The 17091-nt window shown below is 34.3% G+C and carries 15 protein-coding genes; 7 read left to right on the forward strand and 8 right to left on the reverse strand.

Annotated elements, in window-relative coordinates; all coding sequences use genetic code 11:
* Positions 1–10: 10 nt before the first annotated feature.
* The 6 genes from DR871_RS07755 to DR871_RS07780 form a co-directional block, all read right to left on the reverse strand.
* Positions 11–862: a substrate-binding domain-containing protein gene (locus DR871_RS07755; RefSeq protein WP_113665808.1), complete on the reverse strand. Its 852-nt coding sequence runs from the start codon at positions 860–862 to the stop codon at positions 11–13.
* Positions 862–1389: a GNAT family N-acetyltransferase gene (locus tag DR871_RS07760; RefSeq protein ID WP_113665807.1), complete on the reverse strand. Its 528-nt coding sequence runs from the start codon at positions 1387–1389 to the stop codon at positions 862–864. Before DR871_RS07760 ends, DR871_RS07755 begins: the two co-directional genes overlap by 1 nt.
* 162 nt (positions 1390–1551) lie before the next feature.
* The gene (locus DR871_RS07765) at positions 1552–2676 is read right to left on the reverse strand and encodes an SDR family oxidoreductase (protein WP_113665806.1); all 1125 of its coding nucleotides are present in this window, start codon (positions 2674–2676) and stop codon (positions 1552–1554) included.
* A gap of 93 nt (positions 2677–2769) precedes the next feature.
* Positions 2770–3639: a nucleoside phosphorylase gene (locus DR871_RS07770; protein ID WP_113665805.1), complete on the reverse strand. Its 870-nt coding sequence runs from the start codon at positions 3637–3639 to the stop codon at positions 2770–2772.
* Between the two features lie 120 nt (positions 3640–3759).
* Positions 3760–4089, reverse strand: a complete 330-nt coding sequence (locus DR871_RS07775; RefSeq protein ID WP_113666059.1) for a translation initiation factor — start codon at positions 4087–4089, stop codon at positions 3760–3762.
* A 104-nt stretch (positions 4090–4193) separates the two neighbouring features.
* Positions 4194–5144, reverse strand: a complete 951-nt coding sequence (locus DR871_RS07780) for an isopenicillin N synthase family dioxygenase (RefSeq protein WP_113665804.1) — start codon at positions 5142–5144, stop codon at positions 4194–4196.
* 171 nt (positions 5145–5315) lie between these two features.
* On the opposite strand from DR871_RS07780, the gene DR871_RS07785 reads away from it, so the two are divergent.
* Positions 5316–7292, forward strand: coding sequence for an alpha-ketoacid dehydrogenase subunit alpha/beta (locus DR871_RS07785; RefSeq protein WP_113665803.1), 1977 nt, complete (start codon positions 5316–5318; stop codon positions 7290–7292).
* A 212-nt stretch (positions 7293–7504) separates the two neighbouring features.
* On the opposite strand, the gene DR871_RS07790 is transcribed toward DR871_RS07785, so the two are convergent.
* On the reverse strand, positions 7505–8398 hold the full coding sequence (locus DR871_RS07790) for a LysR family transcriptional regulator (RefSeq protein ID WP_113665802.1): 894 nt from the start codon (positions 8396–8398) through the stop codon (positions 7505–7507).
* A 96-nt stretch (positions 8399–8494) separates the two neighbouring features.
* On the opposite strand from DR871_RS07790, the gene DR871_RS07795 reads away from it, so the two are divergent.
* Both DR871_RS07795 and DR871_RS07800 read left to right on the forward strand, forming a co-directional pair.
* On the forward strand, positions 8495–9088 hold the full coding sequence (locus DR871_RS07795) for an NAD(P)H-dependent oxidoreductase (RefSeq protein WP_113666058.1): 594 nt from the start codon (positions 8495–8497) through the stop codon (positions 9086–9088).
* A gap of 2 nt (positions 9089–9090) precedes the next feature.
* A complete protein-coding gene (locus DR871_RS07800) occupies positions 9091–9381 on the forward strand; it encodes a putative quinol monooxygenase (protein WP_113665801.1) in 291 nt (96 codons plus the stop codon).
* A 90-nt stretch (positions 9382–9471) separates the two neighbouring features.
* Here the strand turns inward: DR871_RS07800 and DR871_RS07805 are convergent, their stop codons facing one another.
* Positions 9472–11016, reverse strand: coding sequence for a hypothetical protein (locus DR871_RS07805; RefSeq protein ID WP_113665800.1), 1545 nt, complete (start codon positions 11014–11016; stop codon positions 9472–9474).
* Positions 11017–11170: 154 nt separating this feature from the next.
* On the opposite strand from DR871_RS07805, the gene DR871_RS07810 reads away from it, so the two are divergent.
* The 4 genes from DR871_RS07810 (at position 11171) to ilvB (ending at position 17063) form a co-directional block, all read left to right on the forward strand.
* Positions 11171–12346, forward strand: a complete 1176-nt coding sequence (locus tag DR871_RS07810; protein ID WP_113666057.1) for a 2-isopropylmalate synthase — start codon at positions 11171–11173, stop codon at positions 12344–12346.
* A 38-nt stretch (positions 12347–12384) separates the two neighbouring features.
* Entirely contained in the window at positions 12385–13500 is a 1116-nt protein-coding gene (gene leuB, locus DR871_RS07815) for a 3-isopropylmalate dehydrogenase (RefSeq protein WP_113665799.1), read from the forward strand.
* A gap of 64 nt (positions 13501–13564) precedes the next feature.
* Positions 13565–15238 (forward strand): dihydroxy-acid dehydratase, encoded by a 1674-nt coding sequence (ilvD, locus tag DR871_RS07820; RefSeq protein ID WP_113665798.1) that lies wholly within the window; start codon positions 13565–13567, stop codon positions 15236–15238.
* 130 nt (positions 15239–15368) lie between these two features.
* A complete protein-coding gene (ilvB, locus tag DR871_RS07825; RefSeq protein WP_113665797.1) occupies positions 15369–17063 on the forward strand; it encodes a biosynthetic-type acetolactate synthase large subunit in 1695 nt (564 codons plus the stop codon).
* Positions 17064–17091: the final 28 nt, after the last annotated feature.

Here is a 17091-nt window from a genome sequence, read left to right on the forward strand (position 1 = left end):
AAACAGTAATCTAGACTGTTTTTACAATATCCTCAAAAGTACCTTTTTTATCGATAATTTTAAGTTGAAAAAGTTGATTTTGAACTTTGTTTAACATTTCAGTTGATAAAGGCTTTTGTGACCATTGTGTTAAAGAAATCCATTCTTGAATATCTTCTATTTTTTGATGGTAATTTGAAGCTAACGTTTTATCAATACTTGGAATTTCTTTAAAATCTTCTGTAGTTTGATTAATGATCTCCAGAATTTTTGAAACAAGAACTGGATTGTTTTCCAAAACTTCTTCTCGAACTGCTATTACAAAACAAGGCCAAGGAGTAGGGCAATCAGCAATTCTTCTGAAAATACCTTTATCGACTAATGGTTTGGTCATAAAGCGTTCCCACATGAAATAATCAGCCGTTCCATTTGTCAACGCTTCAACAGCGCCGTCGATAGTATTTACAATTTCAAATTCCAGATTATCAATTTTCCATCCTTGATTGTCAGCATTGACATACGCCATTAATTGAGAACCAGAACCCAATCTGGAAATGGCAACTTTTTTGTTTTCTAAATCAGCTAACGTCTTATAATTAGAGTTTGCCGCTACGTGAATTCCCCAAATTAATGGGCTTTCCACATACACCTGAACTATTTTGCTTGGATTTCCTGCAATGATATCTTTTACAATTCCTTCGGTTAGGATTACCGCAATATCAGTTTCACCATCACGAAGCATTTGGCACATTTTTCCAGTTCCTTCGGGAACATCGGTCCATTGTAAATCGATATTTTCTTTTTCGAAATCTCCGTTTTCTATGGCTAAATGCCAAGGAAGATTGAAATGTTCTGGAACTCCAGCTATTTTTATTGTTTTCATTATAAGTTAGGATTTTTTAATTCGTACCAATTCCAAGAAACACCATCTTCCAGATATTTTTCAGTCATTTTTAATCCAATTTTTTGTAATATTGTGTTTGAAGCGATATTTTCTGTGTGTGCTGCTGCTTCCATGATTTTGATTTCCATTACATTAAAACCATAATCCAGCCATGCAAAACTAGCTTCACTAGCATATCCTTTTCCCCAGAATTTTTCGTTTAAGCGATAGCCAATATCGTAGAAATGAATTTTATTATTGACCATTTCGGTGTTGTATTTTAATCCGGCCCAACCAATTAATTCAGTGGTTTCTTTTAAAACAACCACAAATCGCCCAATATTATTTTGAACATACTGCGCTCTAACAGATTCGATATACGAATGTACTTCGCTAATATCCGTCAATGGTTTGTTCCAAAGATATTGATGTACCTTATGATTGCTGTCCATTTCAAATAATGCTTCTGCATCTGAAGCGAGCATTTCTCTTAAAATTAATCGGTCGGTTTCTAAAATAAGATTCATGTTTTTATTGAAAATTTGATGTTGAACGATTTAGCCCTGATCGCAGTGAAAATCCTTTTTCTTTTTTCTTTAAAAAGGAAAAGATTACTTCACCATACTTTTATTTTTATTTGAGGTCAGTGAATTTCATTTGCAACGTATAGCAGGAAATAGCTCCTAAAATTACACATTAATATCTTTGAAATTATTCAATTTTGCATACCGAATCATATTGGTGAATGCCTCCTCATCCAGTTTTGGTATTTCAAGAATGGAATTCAACAAAGTGGTATCGTATTCATTCGCAGCTGTCGTAAAATAAGGGCTTAAGTGTTTTCCAATACTTTCATAATACAATTTTTCGATAGTATTTTTATATGCAAAATCGAGTGAATTTTGTATTAAAGTAAAATTAGTATAGCCAACTTCCTTCATAATCAATCGCAATCCATTTACCATATTGAAACTCTTATTATGTACAATATTAAGCTGTTCAATATCTTCTCTTTCGAATGTATTTAAAATCACTTTTGCCACATAATCGACAGGAATAATGTTCAAAACAGTGTCTTCATTGACTATAAAACGCACATTTTCTTGATCTCCTTTTCGTTGGGAAGTGAAGTGAAAGAATTTTGCCAAAAGATAAAAAACCATATATTTCGATATAAAATACGGATTTTCGGTTCCTAACATTTTGCCTCCAATCACACTTGGACGCAGAATTTGAAAAGGCAAGCCTATTTTTTTACATTCTTGTGCTATAAAATTTTCCGAGTGGAATTTGGCATTTTCATACGCATTGCGATGCTCCGGTTTGAATTCTAAACTATGAAAATTATTGTCAATCAATCCTTTTCGGTTTCCAGATGAAAAAGCAGTTCCTATGTAAATAAACTTTTTTATGAAAGGATGAAATAGATTGAAAAGGGATTTTGTAATTTTGGTATTTTCGTCAAAAATCTTTTCTCGTTGCTCTTCATCGGTAGATAAATTCACGAATCCCGCCGAATGGATAAAATAAGCATCTTTTATTTGACTTGAAAAAGTGTCCTGAATAACAGCCAAATCAGTATCAATGATTTCAATGTATTCTTGCAGTTTTGCGATGCCTTTGTCTTTTATAATTTTTGGCGTATAACTGCTGGATAAAAGTTCATTGATGCGATCTAAAGCGGATTTTTTGCCTTTATTTCGAGCAATTATAAAAAGTTTACCATCAATTTTAGTAGTGATGAAAAGCTCCAGAATTTCATACATAATATGAGATCCCAGAACTCCTGTTGCACCCGTAAGTATTATTTTCATTATCGTTTTGTTCTAAAAACAAATGTAGTTTTAAAAAAATTAAAAGCACTTTTTTAAAACTACAAATGGGTACGGTTTTGAAAATTAATTTCTCTATCCTAAAGCAATTTTTTCTAATGTATACGCAATCAATTCATCAACTGCTTTGTATGGATCTTCGCTAAAAGTTCCCGAAGCGCGATTGGCAATTATTGCATTTAGAGATAATGCGTTGTGTCCTAAAAGTGCCGAAAGTCCATAAATTGCTGCGGTTTCCATCTCTAAGTTTGTGATTTGATTGTCACCAAATTTAAAATTGTCCATTTTAGAATTTAGCGCTTCATCTTGAATATTCAAACGCAGCACTCGACCTTGTGGACCGTAAAAACCACCTGCAGTTGCGGTAATTCCTTTGTGCATTTTGTCGCTTTCTATGATTTTTTCTAATTTTTCAGAACAAGCAATCACGTATGGTTTTCCTTTTCGTAAATCCCAATTGGTATGTTTTACAAAAGCATCTTCCATCTCAAGATTCGAAACTTCGTCAATCAAATAGGAGCGAAGCATGTTGTCCAATCCTAATCCAAATTTTGATAGTACAAAACTATCCACAGGAATATCCGCTTGCAAAGAACCTGAAGTTCCGATACGAATGATGTTTAATGAAGTCAGCTTTTCTATTGGTTGACGGGTTTCCAAATCTATATTGACCAAAGCATCCAGTTCGTTGATAACGATATCAATATTGTCAGGACCAATTCCCGTAGACATTACTGTAATTCGCTTGCCTTTGAAAATCCCTGTTTGGGTTTTAAACTCTCTTTTTTGAGTCGAAAATTCAATGCTGTCAAAAAATTGAGTGATTTTCTCCACGCGATTTTGATCACCTACAAAGATGATATCGTGTGCAATATGTTCTGGTTTTAAATTCAAATGATATACGCTACCGTCTGGATTTAATATTAATTCTGATAATTGTATCATTGTTTTTATATTTTTTCCTCTCCCCAGCCCTCTTCAAAGGAAAGGGAAGTAGTTCCTGATTTAGATTGTATTTTTTTTATTTTCGTTTGGTTCCTCCCCTTCGGGGAGGTTAGGTGGGGATTAACCTCCAACTCGTTTAACTTTAAATCCTTTTTCTTTTAAAATAATCATTATTTTATCACGATAATCCCCTTGAATAATGATGGAATTGTCTTTAAAAGTGCCGCCAACACTCAATTTGGTTTTGATTTCTTTGGCAAGAATTTTAAAATCCTCGTCAGTGCCTTCATAACCTTCAATTATGGTAGTCGCTTTTCCTTTTCGCTTTTCGAATTTACAAATCATAGGTTCTTTTTGAACATATAATTCGTGAGCCACTTCCTCAATTTGCTCTTCAGGAGATGGTTCGTGATCTGGAAAAAGGTTTTTTAATTGGTCTTGTAAGTCCATAACTTTATATATTTTGAATACGGATAATGCTAATTTAAATTGGTAAAAAACAAAAGACATTAAGCATAAACTTAATGTCTTTTAGTATTTGACGTAAATTAAGTTTACTTTTTAATAAGCCCTAAATCTACTAAACGCTCATATAAATAAGCTCCTGCTGTAATATCTTCGAATTTTTTTGGATTTTCTGCATCAATACAGTTTTCCAAACAATCCAATTTCATATCACTCACCGGATGCATAAAAAACGGAATAGAATAACGTGAAGTTCCCCATAGTTCTCTTGGTGGGTTTACCACTTGGTGAATCGTAGATTTTAATTTGTTATTGGTGTGGCGAGATAACATATCCCCCACATTAATCACTAATTCATCCGGTTCAGCAATGGCATCAATCCATTCTCCGTTGTGATTTTGTACTTGCAATCCTTTTCCTTGCGCACCCATCAACAAAGTAATCAAATTGATATCACCGTGAGCAGCAGCACGAATTGCATTTGCAGGTTCAGACGTGATTGGTGGATAATGAATCGGTCTTAAGATTGAATTTCCGTCTTTAGCATATTGGTCAAAATAAAATTCATCCAAACCAAGGTGTAAAGCCAAAGCTCTCAAAACATAAACTCCTGTTTTTTCCAGCATTTGGTACGCTTCTTTACCTACCACATTAAAACGGGGAAGTTCTTTAACTTCAACATTTTCAGGATACTCTGAAGCATATTTTGAATCTTCAGACATATATTGTCCAAAGTGCCAAAACTCCTTCAAGTCCCCTTCTTTTCTGCCTTTGGCATGCTCTGTTCCAAAAGAAACATACCCTCTTTGTCCGCCAATTCCAGGGATTTCATAACTGTGTTTTGTTTCTAAAGGTAAAGCGAAAAAATTTCTGATTTCACCATACAATTCATCAACCAACTGGTCGTTTAAAAAATGCCCTTTGAGTGCTACGAAGCCAATATCTTCAAATGCACTTCCGATTTCATTTACAAATTTTTGTTTACGTTTCGGGTCGTCCGAAAGGAAATCACGCAAGTCAACACTAGGAATGTTTTGCATACTTTTAAATATTTTTTAATAACTTGAAGGTCAAAAACCTTGCAGATACAAATGTAAAGAATAATTTTATATCTGAATTTTAAAACTTACAAACAATATAAAAAAATATAACAAAATAATACTAAACTGTTATATTTTTTTATCTTTGAACCATACATTAAAACTGAAAAAATGATCTTCAACAGAAAAAATCTTACTGACAATCAATTATTAGATTTATATAAAAGAATACTGAAACCAAGGCTTATTGAAGAGAAAATGTTGATACTTATTCGTCAGGGAAAAGTATCAAAATGGTTTTCTGGAATTGGTCAAGAGGCTATTTCTGTTGGTGTCACAGCAGTTTTAGATTCGGATGAGTATATTTTACCAATGCATAGAAACCTTGGTGTTTTCACTGGGAGAGACATTCCGTTGTACCGTCTTTTTTCACAATGGCAAGGCAAAGCCAATGGTTTTACTAAAGGTCGTGATCGCAGTTTTCACTTTGGAACCCAACAATACAAGATTATTGGAATGATTTCACATTTAGGTCCGCAATTAGGAGTTGCAGACGGAATCGCATTAGCCAATAAACTCAAGAAAAACGGAAAAGTTACCGCAGTTTTTACTGGTGAAGGTGCCACAAGCGAAGGCGATTTTCACGAAGCGTTGAATATTGCCTCGGTTTGGGAATTGCCGGTGATGTTTGTCATCGAAAATAATGGTTATGGATTGTCAACTCCTACAAACGAGCAATACCGTTGTGAAAACCTTGCCGATAAAGGGAAAGGCTACGGAATGGAAAGTCATATTGTTGATGGAAATAATATTCTTGAAGTGTTTAATTTGTTATCTGAATTGAAGGTTTCGATGAAAGAAAATCCACGTCCGGTTTTATTGGAATTCAAAACCTTCCGAATGCGTGGGCATGAAGAGGCGAGTGGCACTAAATACGTTCCACAGGAATTAATGGACATGTGGGCTATTAAAGATCCAGTAGAAAATTACAGAAAGTATTTGGCCGAAAACGGAGTGCTTACTGAAGATTTTGATGCGGCTTTACATGCTGAAATAAAGAATGATATCGATGAAAGTCTGGCTATTGCCAATGCTGAACCAGAAATTGAAGCTTCTTTAAGTGAAGAGCTAAATGATGTTTACAAACCTTATGTATTCGAGCAAGTTAATCCATCTGAGGAAAAAGAAAATATTCGTTTTATAGATGCAATTTCCAGTAGTTTGAGACAATCAATGGAACGTCATGAAAACTCCGTAATCATGGGCCAGGATATTGCTGAATATGGTGGTGCTTTCAAAATTACTGATGGTTTTGTAGCTCAGTTTGGTAAAGAACGTGTTATCAATACACCAATTTGTGAAAGTGCAGTGGTTTCAGCCGGAATGGGATTATCAATCAATGGCTATAAAGCAATTGTGGAAATGCAGTTTGCCGATTTTGTTTCCACAGGATTTAATCCAATTGTCAATTTATTAGCTAAATCTCATTACCGTTGGTTGGAAAAAGCAGATGTTGTAGTCCGAATGCCTTGTGGCGGCGGAACACAAGCAGGGCCTTTTCATTCGCAAACCAATGAAGCTTGGTTTACCAAAACTCCGGGTTTAAAAGTGGTTTACCCAGCATTTCCTTATGATGCGAAAGGACTATTGAATACTTCTATAAACGACCCAAATCCGGTATTATTTTTTGAGCACAAACAATTGTACAGAAGTGTTTACCAAGATGTTCCTAGTGATTATTACACGATTCCATTAGGAAAAGCGGCTTTGTTAAAAGAAGGAAATCAGGTTACGATTATCTCTTTTGGTGCGGCAGTGCATTGGGCTTTGGATACTTTAGCAAAAAATCCTGAAATTTCTGCTGATTTGTTGGATTTAAGAACCTTACAGCCTTTGGATACTAAAGCTATTTTTGCATCGGTTAAGAAAACGGGAAGAGTGATTATTTATCAGGAAGACAGCATGTTCGGAGGAATTGCCAGCGATATTTCGGCAATGATAATGGAAAACTGTTTCAAATTACTTGATGCGCCAGTCAAAAGAGTGGCAAGTTTAGACACGCCAATTCCATTTACAAAAGCGCTGGAAGATCAATATTTGCCAAAAGGTCGTTTCGAAAATGACCTGAAAGAACTTTTGGCATATTAATTTATAAGTTTATAATTAGGTTATTTTTAGAATTTTAATTCTAAAAATAACCTAATATCCAATAGATAATAATAAAAATTAGAATTGTGCCAAAACAGCCTCCGCCTAGTTTTTTGGCACCGTAACCTGCTAATATTGTTTTAAAAAATCCATTCATAAGTTTAAAATTTAATGATTTATAAAATTAGACTATATTTCCAGAATAACAAATTTTAGTTCAAATCGATGAAAATTTTCTTAATCAAAGCGATTTCTTCCTCATACATTGTTTTTTTTCTGGTTGCAAAATAGAGCGTGTTTTTTAGTGGTGTTTTCCCTTCCCAAATCAGTTTGATCGTTCCATTATCAATTTCTTCTCGGCAAAGAAAATCAGGAACAACAGCCAAGCCTTTACCACTGCTCAAACAACGTATAATCGAATTTAAATTTGGAACTATATAATTAGGTCTGAAATCAGGATGTTTATTGAAATTTAATTGCCAGAAACGACGTAAATGTTCCATATCTCCCGTAGTTCCGTACCATTTTTGGTGCTTTAGCCAAAGTTCAATTGCTTGAATATCTCCCTTTTTTGCTATCGAATTGAATTCTAAATCGTCAATTTCGCTTCCACCAACAAGTACAATAGTTTCAGATGAAAATGCCTGATATTCAATTGCGTTTTTAACGACCATTTGGGGAGTGATAATTAAATCGAGAATTCCTTTTTCTAAATTTTCTACCATTTCCGGATATTCTCCAAATTGAATAATAACATTAAATGGTAACGTCGAAATATACTGTTCCAGTGTGATTTGGAATGTTTCAAAACACATTCCCACACTTATGGTTGGCGTATTTTTCTCTGTGCTTCTTTGAAAATTTTTCTCGGCCTCTTCCAGTTTGGTTAATGCTTCAATGATGAAATTGTAGAGCACTTTTCCTTTTTCGGTGGGAACCATTTTTCGACCAGTTCGGTCAAATAATTTATAGCCTACATAAGTTTCCAAGGAACTCAAATGCAGACTCACACCAGGCTGTGAAATAAATAATTCTTCCGCAGCACTTGTTAAAGTTCCTGTTTTGTAAACTGCTTTAAACGTTCGATACCATTCTAAATTTACCATAACTATTATAATTATGATACAAAGGTATGAATTATGTTATTTTAATAATAGAAATTCTCGTTCTAACTTTGCACCATCAAATTAAAAATGCAAATCATGACAAAAATATTTATAATCAATGGCGGACAAAAGTTCGGCCATTCCGGAGGACGATTTAATGAAACCATTTCGAATGAAACTTTGAATTTTTTCAAAAATAATAGCGGTTTTGAAGTACAAATAACCAATATCAATGATGAGTACAGTCCAGTTGATGAAGTTGAAAAATTTGTTTGGGCAGATGTAATTATATATCATACGCCAATATGGTGGTTCCAGTTGCCACATGGATTTAAAAAATACATTGATGTTGTTTTTACTGAAGGTCATGCCAAAGGGATTTACAAAAGTGACGGTCGTTCAGCGGAAAATCCGACAATCAATTACGGAACAGGAGGAATGCTTCAAGGCAAAAAATATATGTTAACCACCTCTTGGAATGCTCCAAAAGAAGCTTTTACTTTACCGGGAGAATTTTTCAATCAGCACAGTGTGGATGAAGGACCATTATTTGGTTTTCACAGAATGAATGCTTTTACAGGTATGAAACCGTTACAAAGTATTCACTTTCATGACATTGAAAAAAATGCAAATGTTGAAAATGATCTCAAAGTGTATCAAAACCATTTAGCACAACTATTTTTAAATTAATTATGGCAATCAATCTAACAGTTATTCTTAAAAGTAAACCGGAAAATACAGCTGCAGTAAAATCGCTATTACTGGAATTAGTTGAAAAATCAACTCAAGAAGCGGCTTGCAAACAATACGATTTGCATCAAAATTGTGATGATGCCAATACTTTTATTTTTCATGAGATTTGGGAAAATCAAAACGGTTTGGATAGCCACAATCAGCAATCTTACATTCAATCTTTTTTTGAAAAAGCAAAAACATTGTTGCAAGAAACTCCAATTGTTTTTAGAACGGACAAATTAGCCTAATAATTGAGGGTATTATTCTTTGATATAACAATTTTTTAAAAAATATAAATTAACAAAAAGGAGGTTTTTAACCTCCTTTTTGTTAATTTACTATCGATTAATCAATTTCGCTTTTTCCTTAATGATAGTACTGATTTTTCGGTTTTCAATTTTGCTTTCGAGCCAAGAAATAATATCGAGATAAAGGAAAGCTCTTTTTTCGTATGTGTTTTTTTCCAATTCTATAAAGCGCGCTCTCATTTTTACAAATTCCTTTTTGATATCTGTTGGATAAATGGAGTTTAAATTCTTTAAAAACTTAATGATTTCTTTTTGCACTTCATGTAAATCATTCATTTTGATTAGGAATTTATAGGTGTTCTTCAACTGATTTTCCAGATAATAATCTTTCCCTAATTCATAATGTGCAATCAAACAGAGTATTCTGGCAAAACACATCAAATCTTCTCGCATCGAAAGATTTTTGTTGTTTATGATTTTCTCTAAATAAAAGATACACTCCGCATATTTTTCGTTACCAAAATAAATTGAAGCAAATTTATAATAAAACAACATTTCGTGATGTTCATCAAGATGGTCCGTGTGAATTTTTAATTTACTTAATACTTCCGGAATTAAGTATTCGCTTTCAGCAAAAGTACCTTCCAGAATATGGTAATTCAATTTATTATTATAGACATATAAAAATGATAAAGACGCAATGTTATCATTTACCGGGAAATGGGAATCTTTGATAGTATCTTCCAGCAACTCTAAATACTTTTTAAATTTAGATTTGTACTTCAACATGTATAAAGATTCTAATAAATAATGGTTTCCTTTAAGGAAAAACACAGGATTTAAATGAATCATACTTGGATTATCATAAAACAGCGTCACCCATTTTAAAGAATATTTATAGCAGGAAAGAAAATCCTGCACCAGAAAACTTCTCCAAAGATTGGCGTTATAAAACCAGTATTTTTCCCTAAATCCGAATTTTTTCTCATCAAATTTAGAAATATGCTTATGGAAATAATCGTCTATATATTTGTATTCTTCGTCACTTTTTACATAACCCGTTTTAAGCATTATACCATACAATTGCAGGGATAAATTAGATAATTTACTGGAAATGGTATTGCGGTAATTTAATTCTTTAGCCTGAACGACTAATTCATCTGCGCGTCCTTGAATACTTCGTGTGATGTATTGTGATTCGATAAGTTTTTCGAATTCTACAATTTCATAAGCCATCAGTTTTTCGTCATTCTCTAAAGCTAAAATTTTTGTTTTATCCAAAATTTTTAAGCTTTGCTTGTATAACCCTTTATTGTACAATATGGCAGCAAAATCAATTTGTTCTCTCAATTGATACCGAATGTTCTGGCTGGGAATATTCAATCGGATACTCACTAAAATTTGTTTGTACAAATATGATTTTAGATTCGATAATTGTACTTTTTTAATGATACCGCTTTTCAGAATGAGTTTCTCATCATAGACTTCTGATTTGTCTAAAATATTAAATAATTCGATGAATTTTGTATTCGAACTTGTTTCTAATCGGCTTGCAAAAATCTTGAATTGTCTTTTTTCAGATTTTGAAAGTGATTTTATTAATACAAATAAGAAATCTTTTTGATGGTTAGCCATTGTAGAATATAGTAACTTAATTTACTGTTAATCAAATAGTTGTAAAGTTATTGTTTGCTTTATAAGCAGTATATTTCATTAAATTGAGTTTTATAATAAAGTAATGAAAGATATTTTTGTTATCAAGTTGTGAAATTACATTAAATAAATGAAAATGAATAGAGAGAAAGTTCAAATTTTTGATACCACTTTGAGAGATGGCGAACAGGTCCCAGGATGTAAGTTAGATACCAATCAAAAACTCGTTATAGCAAATCGACTGGACGAAATGGGTGTTGACATCATCGAAGCTGGTTTTCCTGTGTCAAGTCCAGGTGATTTTTTATCTGTTTCAGAAATAAGTAAGGTTGTTAAAAATGCTATTGTTTGCGGATTAACAAGAGCAGTGAAAAATGATATTGATGTTGCGGCTCAGGCATTAAAATATGCAAAAAGACCTCGTATACATACTGGAATAGGAACTTCGGAATCACATATTGTCCACAAATTAAATACAACAAGAGAAGATATAATTGCCAGAGCAAAATTTGCCGTTTCCCATGCCAAATCGTATGTTGAAGATGTAGAATTTTATGCCGAAGATGCCGGTAGAACGGACAATGAATTTTTGGCTCGAGTCTGTGAAGAAGTGATTAAGTCAGGTGCAACTGTACTTAATATTCCGGATACAACAGGTTATTGCTTGCCGGAAGAATATGGTGCAAAAATCAAGTATTTAAAAGAAAACGTCAAAGGGATTGAAAACGTAATCCTATCATGTCACTGTCATAATGATTTAGGAATGGCTACAGCAAATTCAATTGCAGGAGCAGTGAATGGAGCCAGACAAATAGAATGTACGATAAATGGAATAGGTGAAAGAGCCGGAAATACTGCTCTTGAAGAAGTGGTGATGATTTTCAAACAACATCCGTATTTGAATTTAGATACGAATATCAATACACGTCAGCTGAATGAAATGAGCCGATTGGTTTCTGAAAGTATGGGAATGATGGTGCAACCCAATAAAGCTATTGTTGGTGCTAATGCTTTTGCACACAGCTCAGGAATTCATCAGGATGGTGTGATAAAAAACAGAGCAACTTATGAAATCATGGATCCTTTAGAAGTAGGTGTCAATGAATCTTCAATAGTGTTAACCGCCAGAAGTGGTAGAGCAGCATTGGCCTACAGAGCTAAAAAAGTTGGATATGAACTTACAAAGGTACAATTGGATGTTGTTTATGTGGAGTTTTTAAAGTTTGCAGATATTAAAAAGGAAGTTATTGATGATGACATTCATCAAATAATTGAAGCCTGTAAAATGAACAAGGAATTACTCCTTAACTAAGATATTTTAATTTTTATTAAAATCTAAATCGTACAAATATGAACTTAAAAATAGCAGTACTTTCAGGAGACGGAATAGGTCCGGAGGTAATCTTACAAGCAAAAAAAGCATTGTATGCAGTAGGTGTGGTGTTTGATCATGAGTTTGTTTTTGAAGATGCTTTAATTGGCGCCATTGCTGTTGAAAAGACCGGAACACCATTACCAGAGCAAACATTAAATCTTTGTTTGAATACAGATGCCATATTATTTGGAGCTGTTGATGACTCAAAATATGATGCTGTTTCAGATTCGAAATTGCGTCCCATACAAGGATTATTAAAATTGAGACAAGCGTTGGGATTGTATGCCAATATAAGACCTATTAAACCATACAACGACTTATTAGATTTGTCTCCTTTAAAAAGAAAAATAATTGAAGGTGCTGATTTTATAATTTTTAGAGAAATTTCTGGAGGATCTTATTTCAGTGAAAAAAAGACTAATGAACAAGGAACTTTAGCTTCTGATTTATGCGAGTATTCTGAAGAAGAAATTATTCGTATCAGTCATTTGGCTTTCAGAACAGCTCAGAAAAGAAAGAAAAAAGTGACTTTGGTTGATAAAGCCAGTATCCTTGAAACGTCAAGATTGTGGAGAAAAGTAGTAACAGAAATTGCTGAAGGATATCCTGATGTAACTCTAGAATTTCTTTTAGTTGATAATGCTGCGATGCAAATCATCATTAATCCAAAACAATTTGACGTCATTTTGACCGAAAATTTATTTGGTGACATTTTATCGGACGAAGCGAGTGTAATTACAGGTTCAATTGGATTACTGCCATCCGCATCCTTAGGAAACTCAAGTGCGCTTTTTGAGCCTATTCACGGCTCTTATCCAGAAGCTAAAAGAAAAAATATTGCTAATCCTATTGCTTCAATAGTATCAGCAGCAATGCTTTTGGAACATTTTGGTCTTCATATCGAATCGCAAAAAGTATACGAAGCGGTTCATAAAGCAATCGAATTAAATGTCGTCACAGCCGATTTGAATCCGTATTCAAAATTTGGTACCAATGAAGTGGGAGACTTTATTTCAAATTACATTTTAAGTAAAGACGACTTATATTTTAAAAGTGACAATGTCTATATAGGCCAATCGACCATAGTTTAAAAATAAATAATTGATATTACCTGTAATTTTTCAGAAAAACATATTACCTACAAACTAACACATAATGGAATTAAATAAATACAGCAAGACTATTACTCAAGATGAAACACAACCAGCCTCTCAGGCCATGTTGTACGGAATTGGATTAACTGAAGAAGATCTTAAAAAAGCGCAGGTAGGAATTGTGAGTATGGGTTATGATGGAAACCCTTGCAATATGCACTTAAATGATTTGGCTAAAGATATTAAGACTGGCGTCTGGGCAGTAGATTTAGTTGGTTTGATTTTCAATACTATTGGTGTCAGTGACGGTATTTCAAATGGTAATGATGGAATGCGTTTTTCTTTGGTTTCTCGTGATGTAATTGCAGATTCTATTGAAACAGTTATGGGAGCACAATGGTACGACGGAATGATTGCTGTTCCGGGTTGTGATAAAAATATGCCAGGAGCTTTAATGGCTATGGGTAGAGTAAATCGTCCTTCTATTATGGTTTATGGAGGTTCTATTCACCCAGGTAAATGGAAAGGTGAAGATTTGAATATTGTTTCTGCTTTTGAAGCATTAGGAAAAAAATTCAATAACACTATTACACCTGAAGATTTTAAAGGTGTGATTCAAAATGCTTGTCCAGGTGCAGGTGCTTGTGGTGGAATGTATACTGCTAATACCATGTCATCAGCGATTGAAGCTTTAGGAATGAGTTTGCCTTACAGCTCTTCTAATCCTGCTTTGAGTCCAGAAAAGAAACAAGAATGTGCTGATGCTGGTAAAGCCATCAGAATATTATTAGAAAAAGATATCAAGCCTAGAGACATTATGACTCGTAAAGCATTCGAAAATGCGATTACAATTGTGGCTGTCTTAGGAGGTTCTACTAATGCGGTTATGCACTTAATTGCAATGGCACATTCAGTAGGTGTTGATCTTACCTTAAAAGATTTCCAAGATATTAGTGATAAAACTCCATTACTTGCTGACTTGAAACCAAGCGGTAAATACTTGATGGAAGACCTGCATAATGTTGGTGGTGTTCCAGGAGTAATGAAATATTTATTGAAAGAAGGTTTCTTACATGGAGATTGTTTAACGGTAACCGGAAAAACAATTGCTGAAAACTTAGCTTCTGTTCCTGATTTGAATGATGGACAAAAAGTGATTCATGAAATCCAAAAAGCATTAAAAGCTACTGGAAATATTCAAATTTTATACGGAAACATTGCTTCGGAAGGTTGTGTGGCTAAAATTAGCGGCAAAGAAGGTGAGTTTTTTGAAGGTACAGCAGTAGTTTTTGAAAACGAGCATGATGTGATTAAAGGAATTAGAGGAGGCGAAGTAAAACCAGGAAATGTGGTTGTTATTAGATATTGTGGCCCAAAAGGAGGTCCGGGAATGCCTGAAATGCTTAAACCAACATCCGCAATTATGGGGGCTGGCTTAGGAAGTACTGTTGCTTTAATTACTGACGGACGTTTTTCTGGAGGTTCTCACGGTTTCGTAGTAGGACACATTACACCAGAAGCCTATGAAGGCGGAGGAATTGCTTTAATAGAAAACGGAGATGTGATTTCAATTGATGCTGTGAAAAATACTATCAATATGAAAATATCTGACGAAGAATTCATAAAACGTAAAGCCAATTGGAAAAAACCAGAATCACCAATTAAACAAGGAGTGTTACTTAAATATATTCGTTCGGTCACAAGTGCCTCTGAAGGATGTGTAACCGATAAATAATCCCCACCCAAGCCCTCCCCAAAGGGATGGGAGTTGAGCAACAAATAATAACTGTAAATTCCCCTATGCCAGTTTTGGCTCTCCCTCCTTCGGAGGGGGTAAGGGGGGAGGAAAAATAATAAACGTACCCATGGGAACAAATAAAATATCCGGCGCCGAAGCCGTTATTAGATGCTTATTAGAAGAAGGAGTAGATTTGGTTTATGGCTATCCAGGTGGAGCTATAATGCCAGTTTACGACGAATTATATAAATTTAAAGACCAGTTACACCACGTTTTAGTGCGTCATGAACAAGGAGCTACACATGCTGCACAAGGTTTTGCAAGAGCAACAGGAAAAGTGGGAGTGGCGATTGCAACTTCGGGGCCGGGAGCCACAAATTTAGTTACTGGAATTGCTGATGCCCAAATCGATTCGACTCCTATGGTTTGTATTACAGGACAAGTAGGAAAGCATTTACTAGGGTCTGATGCTTTTCAAGAAACAGATATCATTGGAATTTCGACTCCGGTAACCAAATGGAATTATCAAATTACCGAAGCTTCAGAAATTCCTGAAATCATGGCAAAAGCATTTTACATCGCTAAATCAGGTCGTCCAGGTCCTGTTTTAATTGATATTACAAAAAATGCTCAATTTGATGAAATAGAGTTCAGCTATAAAAAATGTACCAGTATTAGAAGTTACAATCCGAAACCAGTTTTAAATATTGACAAGGTTAAGGAAGCAGCTGAAATAATTAATACTGCTAAAAAGCCATTTATCATATTTGGTCAAGGAGTAATTCTTAGTGAAGCGGAAGCTGAGTTAAAAGCTTTGGTTGAAAAATCAGGAATTCCGGCAGCTTGGACTATTTTAGGACTTTCGGCAATGCCAACAGATCATCCATTAAATGTTGGAATGGTGGGAATGCACGGAAATTATGGCCCTAATGTTTTGACTAATGAATGTGATGTTTTAATTGCGCTTGGAATGCGTTTTGACGATCGTGTTACGGGAAATTTAGCTACGTATGCAAAACAAGCCAAAGTAATTCATTTTGAAATTGATCCTGCCGAAGTAGATAAGAACGTAAAAACTACTGTAGCAGTTTTGGCTGACTTAAAAGAGTCTTTAACAGCTTTACTTCCTTTAATTGAAAGTAACTCTCATGAAGCTTGGCACAATGAATTTAAAGAGAAATATGAAATAGAATTAGAAGCGGTAATCAATGACGAGTTAAAACCAAAGAGAGAAGGAATTTCTATGGGAGAAACGATTGAAATGATTAACAAACATTCTAAAGGAGATGCCATTATGGTTTCGGATGTGGGACAACACCAAATGTTTGCTTGTCGTTATGCCAAATTCAATTCGACAAAAAGTAATGTAACATCTGGTGGTTTAGGAACTATGGGATTTGCTTTACCGGCTGCAATTGGCGCCAAAATGGGAATGCCAAATCGTGAAGTGGTAGCCATAATTGGTGATGGAGGTTTTCAAATGACTATTCAGGAATTAGGAACTATTTTTCAGACAAAAGTTCCTGTGAAAATTGTGGTATTAAACAATGAATTTTTAGGAATGGTTCGTCAGTGGCAACAATTGTTTTTTGACAAAAGATACGCTTCTACGGAAATGATCAATCCTAATTTTATAGCCATTGCTGAAGGCTATTATATCAAAGCGAAAAAAGTAACTAAAAGAGAAGATCTTGATGCTGCCGTTGCCGAAATGATGGCTTCAAAAGAATCTTATTTTCTTGAAGTTATGGTAGAAAAAGAAAATAACGTATTCCCAATGATTCCTACAGGAGCATCGGTTTCGGACATTCGTTTGTCCTAAAATAGTTTAAAGTTTAAGGTTTAAAGTT

Source organism: Flavobacterium petrolei, from assembly GCF_003314435.2.
In the GTDB taxonomy this organism is placed as follows: domain Bacteria; phylum Bacteroidota; class Bacteroidia; order Flavobacteriales; family Flavobacteriaceae; genus Flavobacterium; species Flavobacterium petrolei.

Excerpts from the sequence above, each read along its gene's own strand:
- DR871_RS07755 (WP_113665808.1), bottom strand. The coding sequence starts at position 862 with ATGAAAACAATAAAAATAGCTGGAGTTCCAGAACATTTCAATCTTCCT.
- DR871_RS07760 (WP_113665807.1), bottom strand. The coding sequence starts at position 1,389 with ATGAATCTTATTTTAGAAACCGACCGATTAATTTTAAGAGAAATGCTC.
- DR871_RS07765 (WP_113665806.1), bottom strand. The coding sequence starts at position 2,676 with ATGAAAATAATACTTACGGGTGCAACAGGAGTTCTGGGATCTCATATT.
- DR871_RS07770 (WP_113665805.1), bottom strand. The coding sequence starts at position 3,639 with ATGATACAATTATCAGAATTAATATTAAATCCAGACGGTAGCGTATAT.
- DR871_RS07775 (WP_113666059.1), bottom strand. The coding sequence starts at position 4,089 with ATGGACTTACAAGACCAATTAAAAAACCTTTTTCCAGATCACGAACCA.
- DR871_RS07780 (WP_113665804.1), bottom strand. The coding sequence starts at position 5,144 with ATGCAAAACATTCCTAGTGTTGACTTGCGTGATTTCCTTTCGGACGAC.
- DR871_RS07785 (WP_113665803.1), top strand. The coding sequence starts at position 5,316 with ATGATCTTCAACAGAAAAAATCTTACTGACAATCAATTATTAGATTTA.
- DR871_RS07790 (WP_113665802.1), bottom strand. The coding sequence starts at position 8,398 with ATGGTAAATTTAGAATGGTATCGAACGTTTAAAGCAGTTTACAAAACA.
- DR871_RS07795 (WP_113666058.1), top strand. The coding sequence starts at position 8,495 with ATGACAAAAATATTTATAATCAATGGCGGACAAAAGTTCGGCCATTCC.
- DR871_RS07800 (WP_113665801.1), top strand. The coding sequence starts at position 9,091 with ATGGCAATCAATCTAACAGTTATTCTTAAAAGTAAACCGGAAAATACA.
- DR871_RS07805 (WP_113665800.1), bottom strand. The coding sequence starts at position 11,016 with ATGGCTAACCATCAAAAAGATTTCTTATTTGTATTAATAAAATCACTT.
- DR871_RS07810 (WP_113666057.1), top strand. The coding sequence starts at position 11,171 with ATGAATAGAGAGAAAGTTCAAATTTTTGATACCACTTTGAGAGATGGC.
- leuB (WP_113665799.1), top strand. The coding sequence starts at position 12,385 with ATGAACTTAAAAATAGCAGTACTTTCAGGAGACGGAATAGGTCCGGAG.
- ilvD (WP_113665798.1), top strand. The coding sequence starts at position 13,565 with ATGGAATTAAATAAATACAGCAAGACTATTACTCAAGATGAAACACAA.
- ilvB (WP_113665797.1), top strand. The coding sequence starts at position 15,369 with ATGGGAACAAATAAAATATCCGGCGCCGAAGCCGTTATTAGATGCTTA.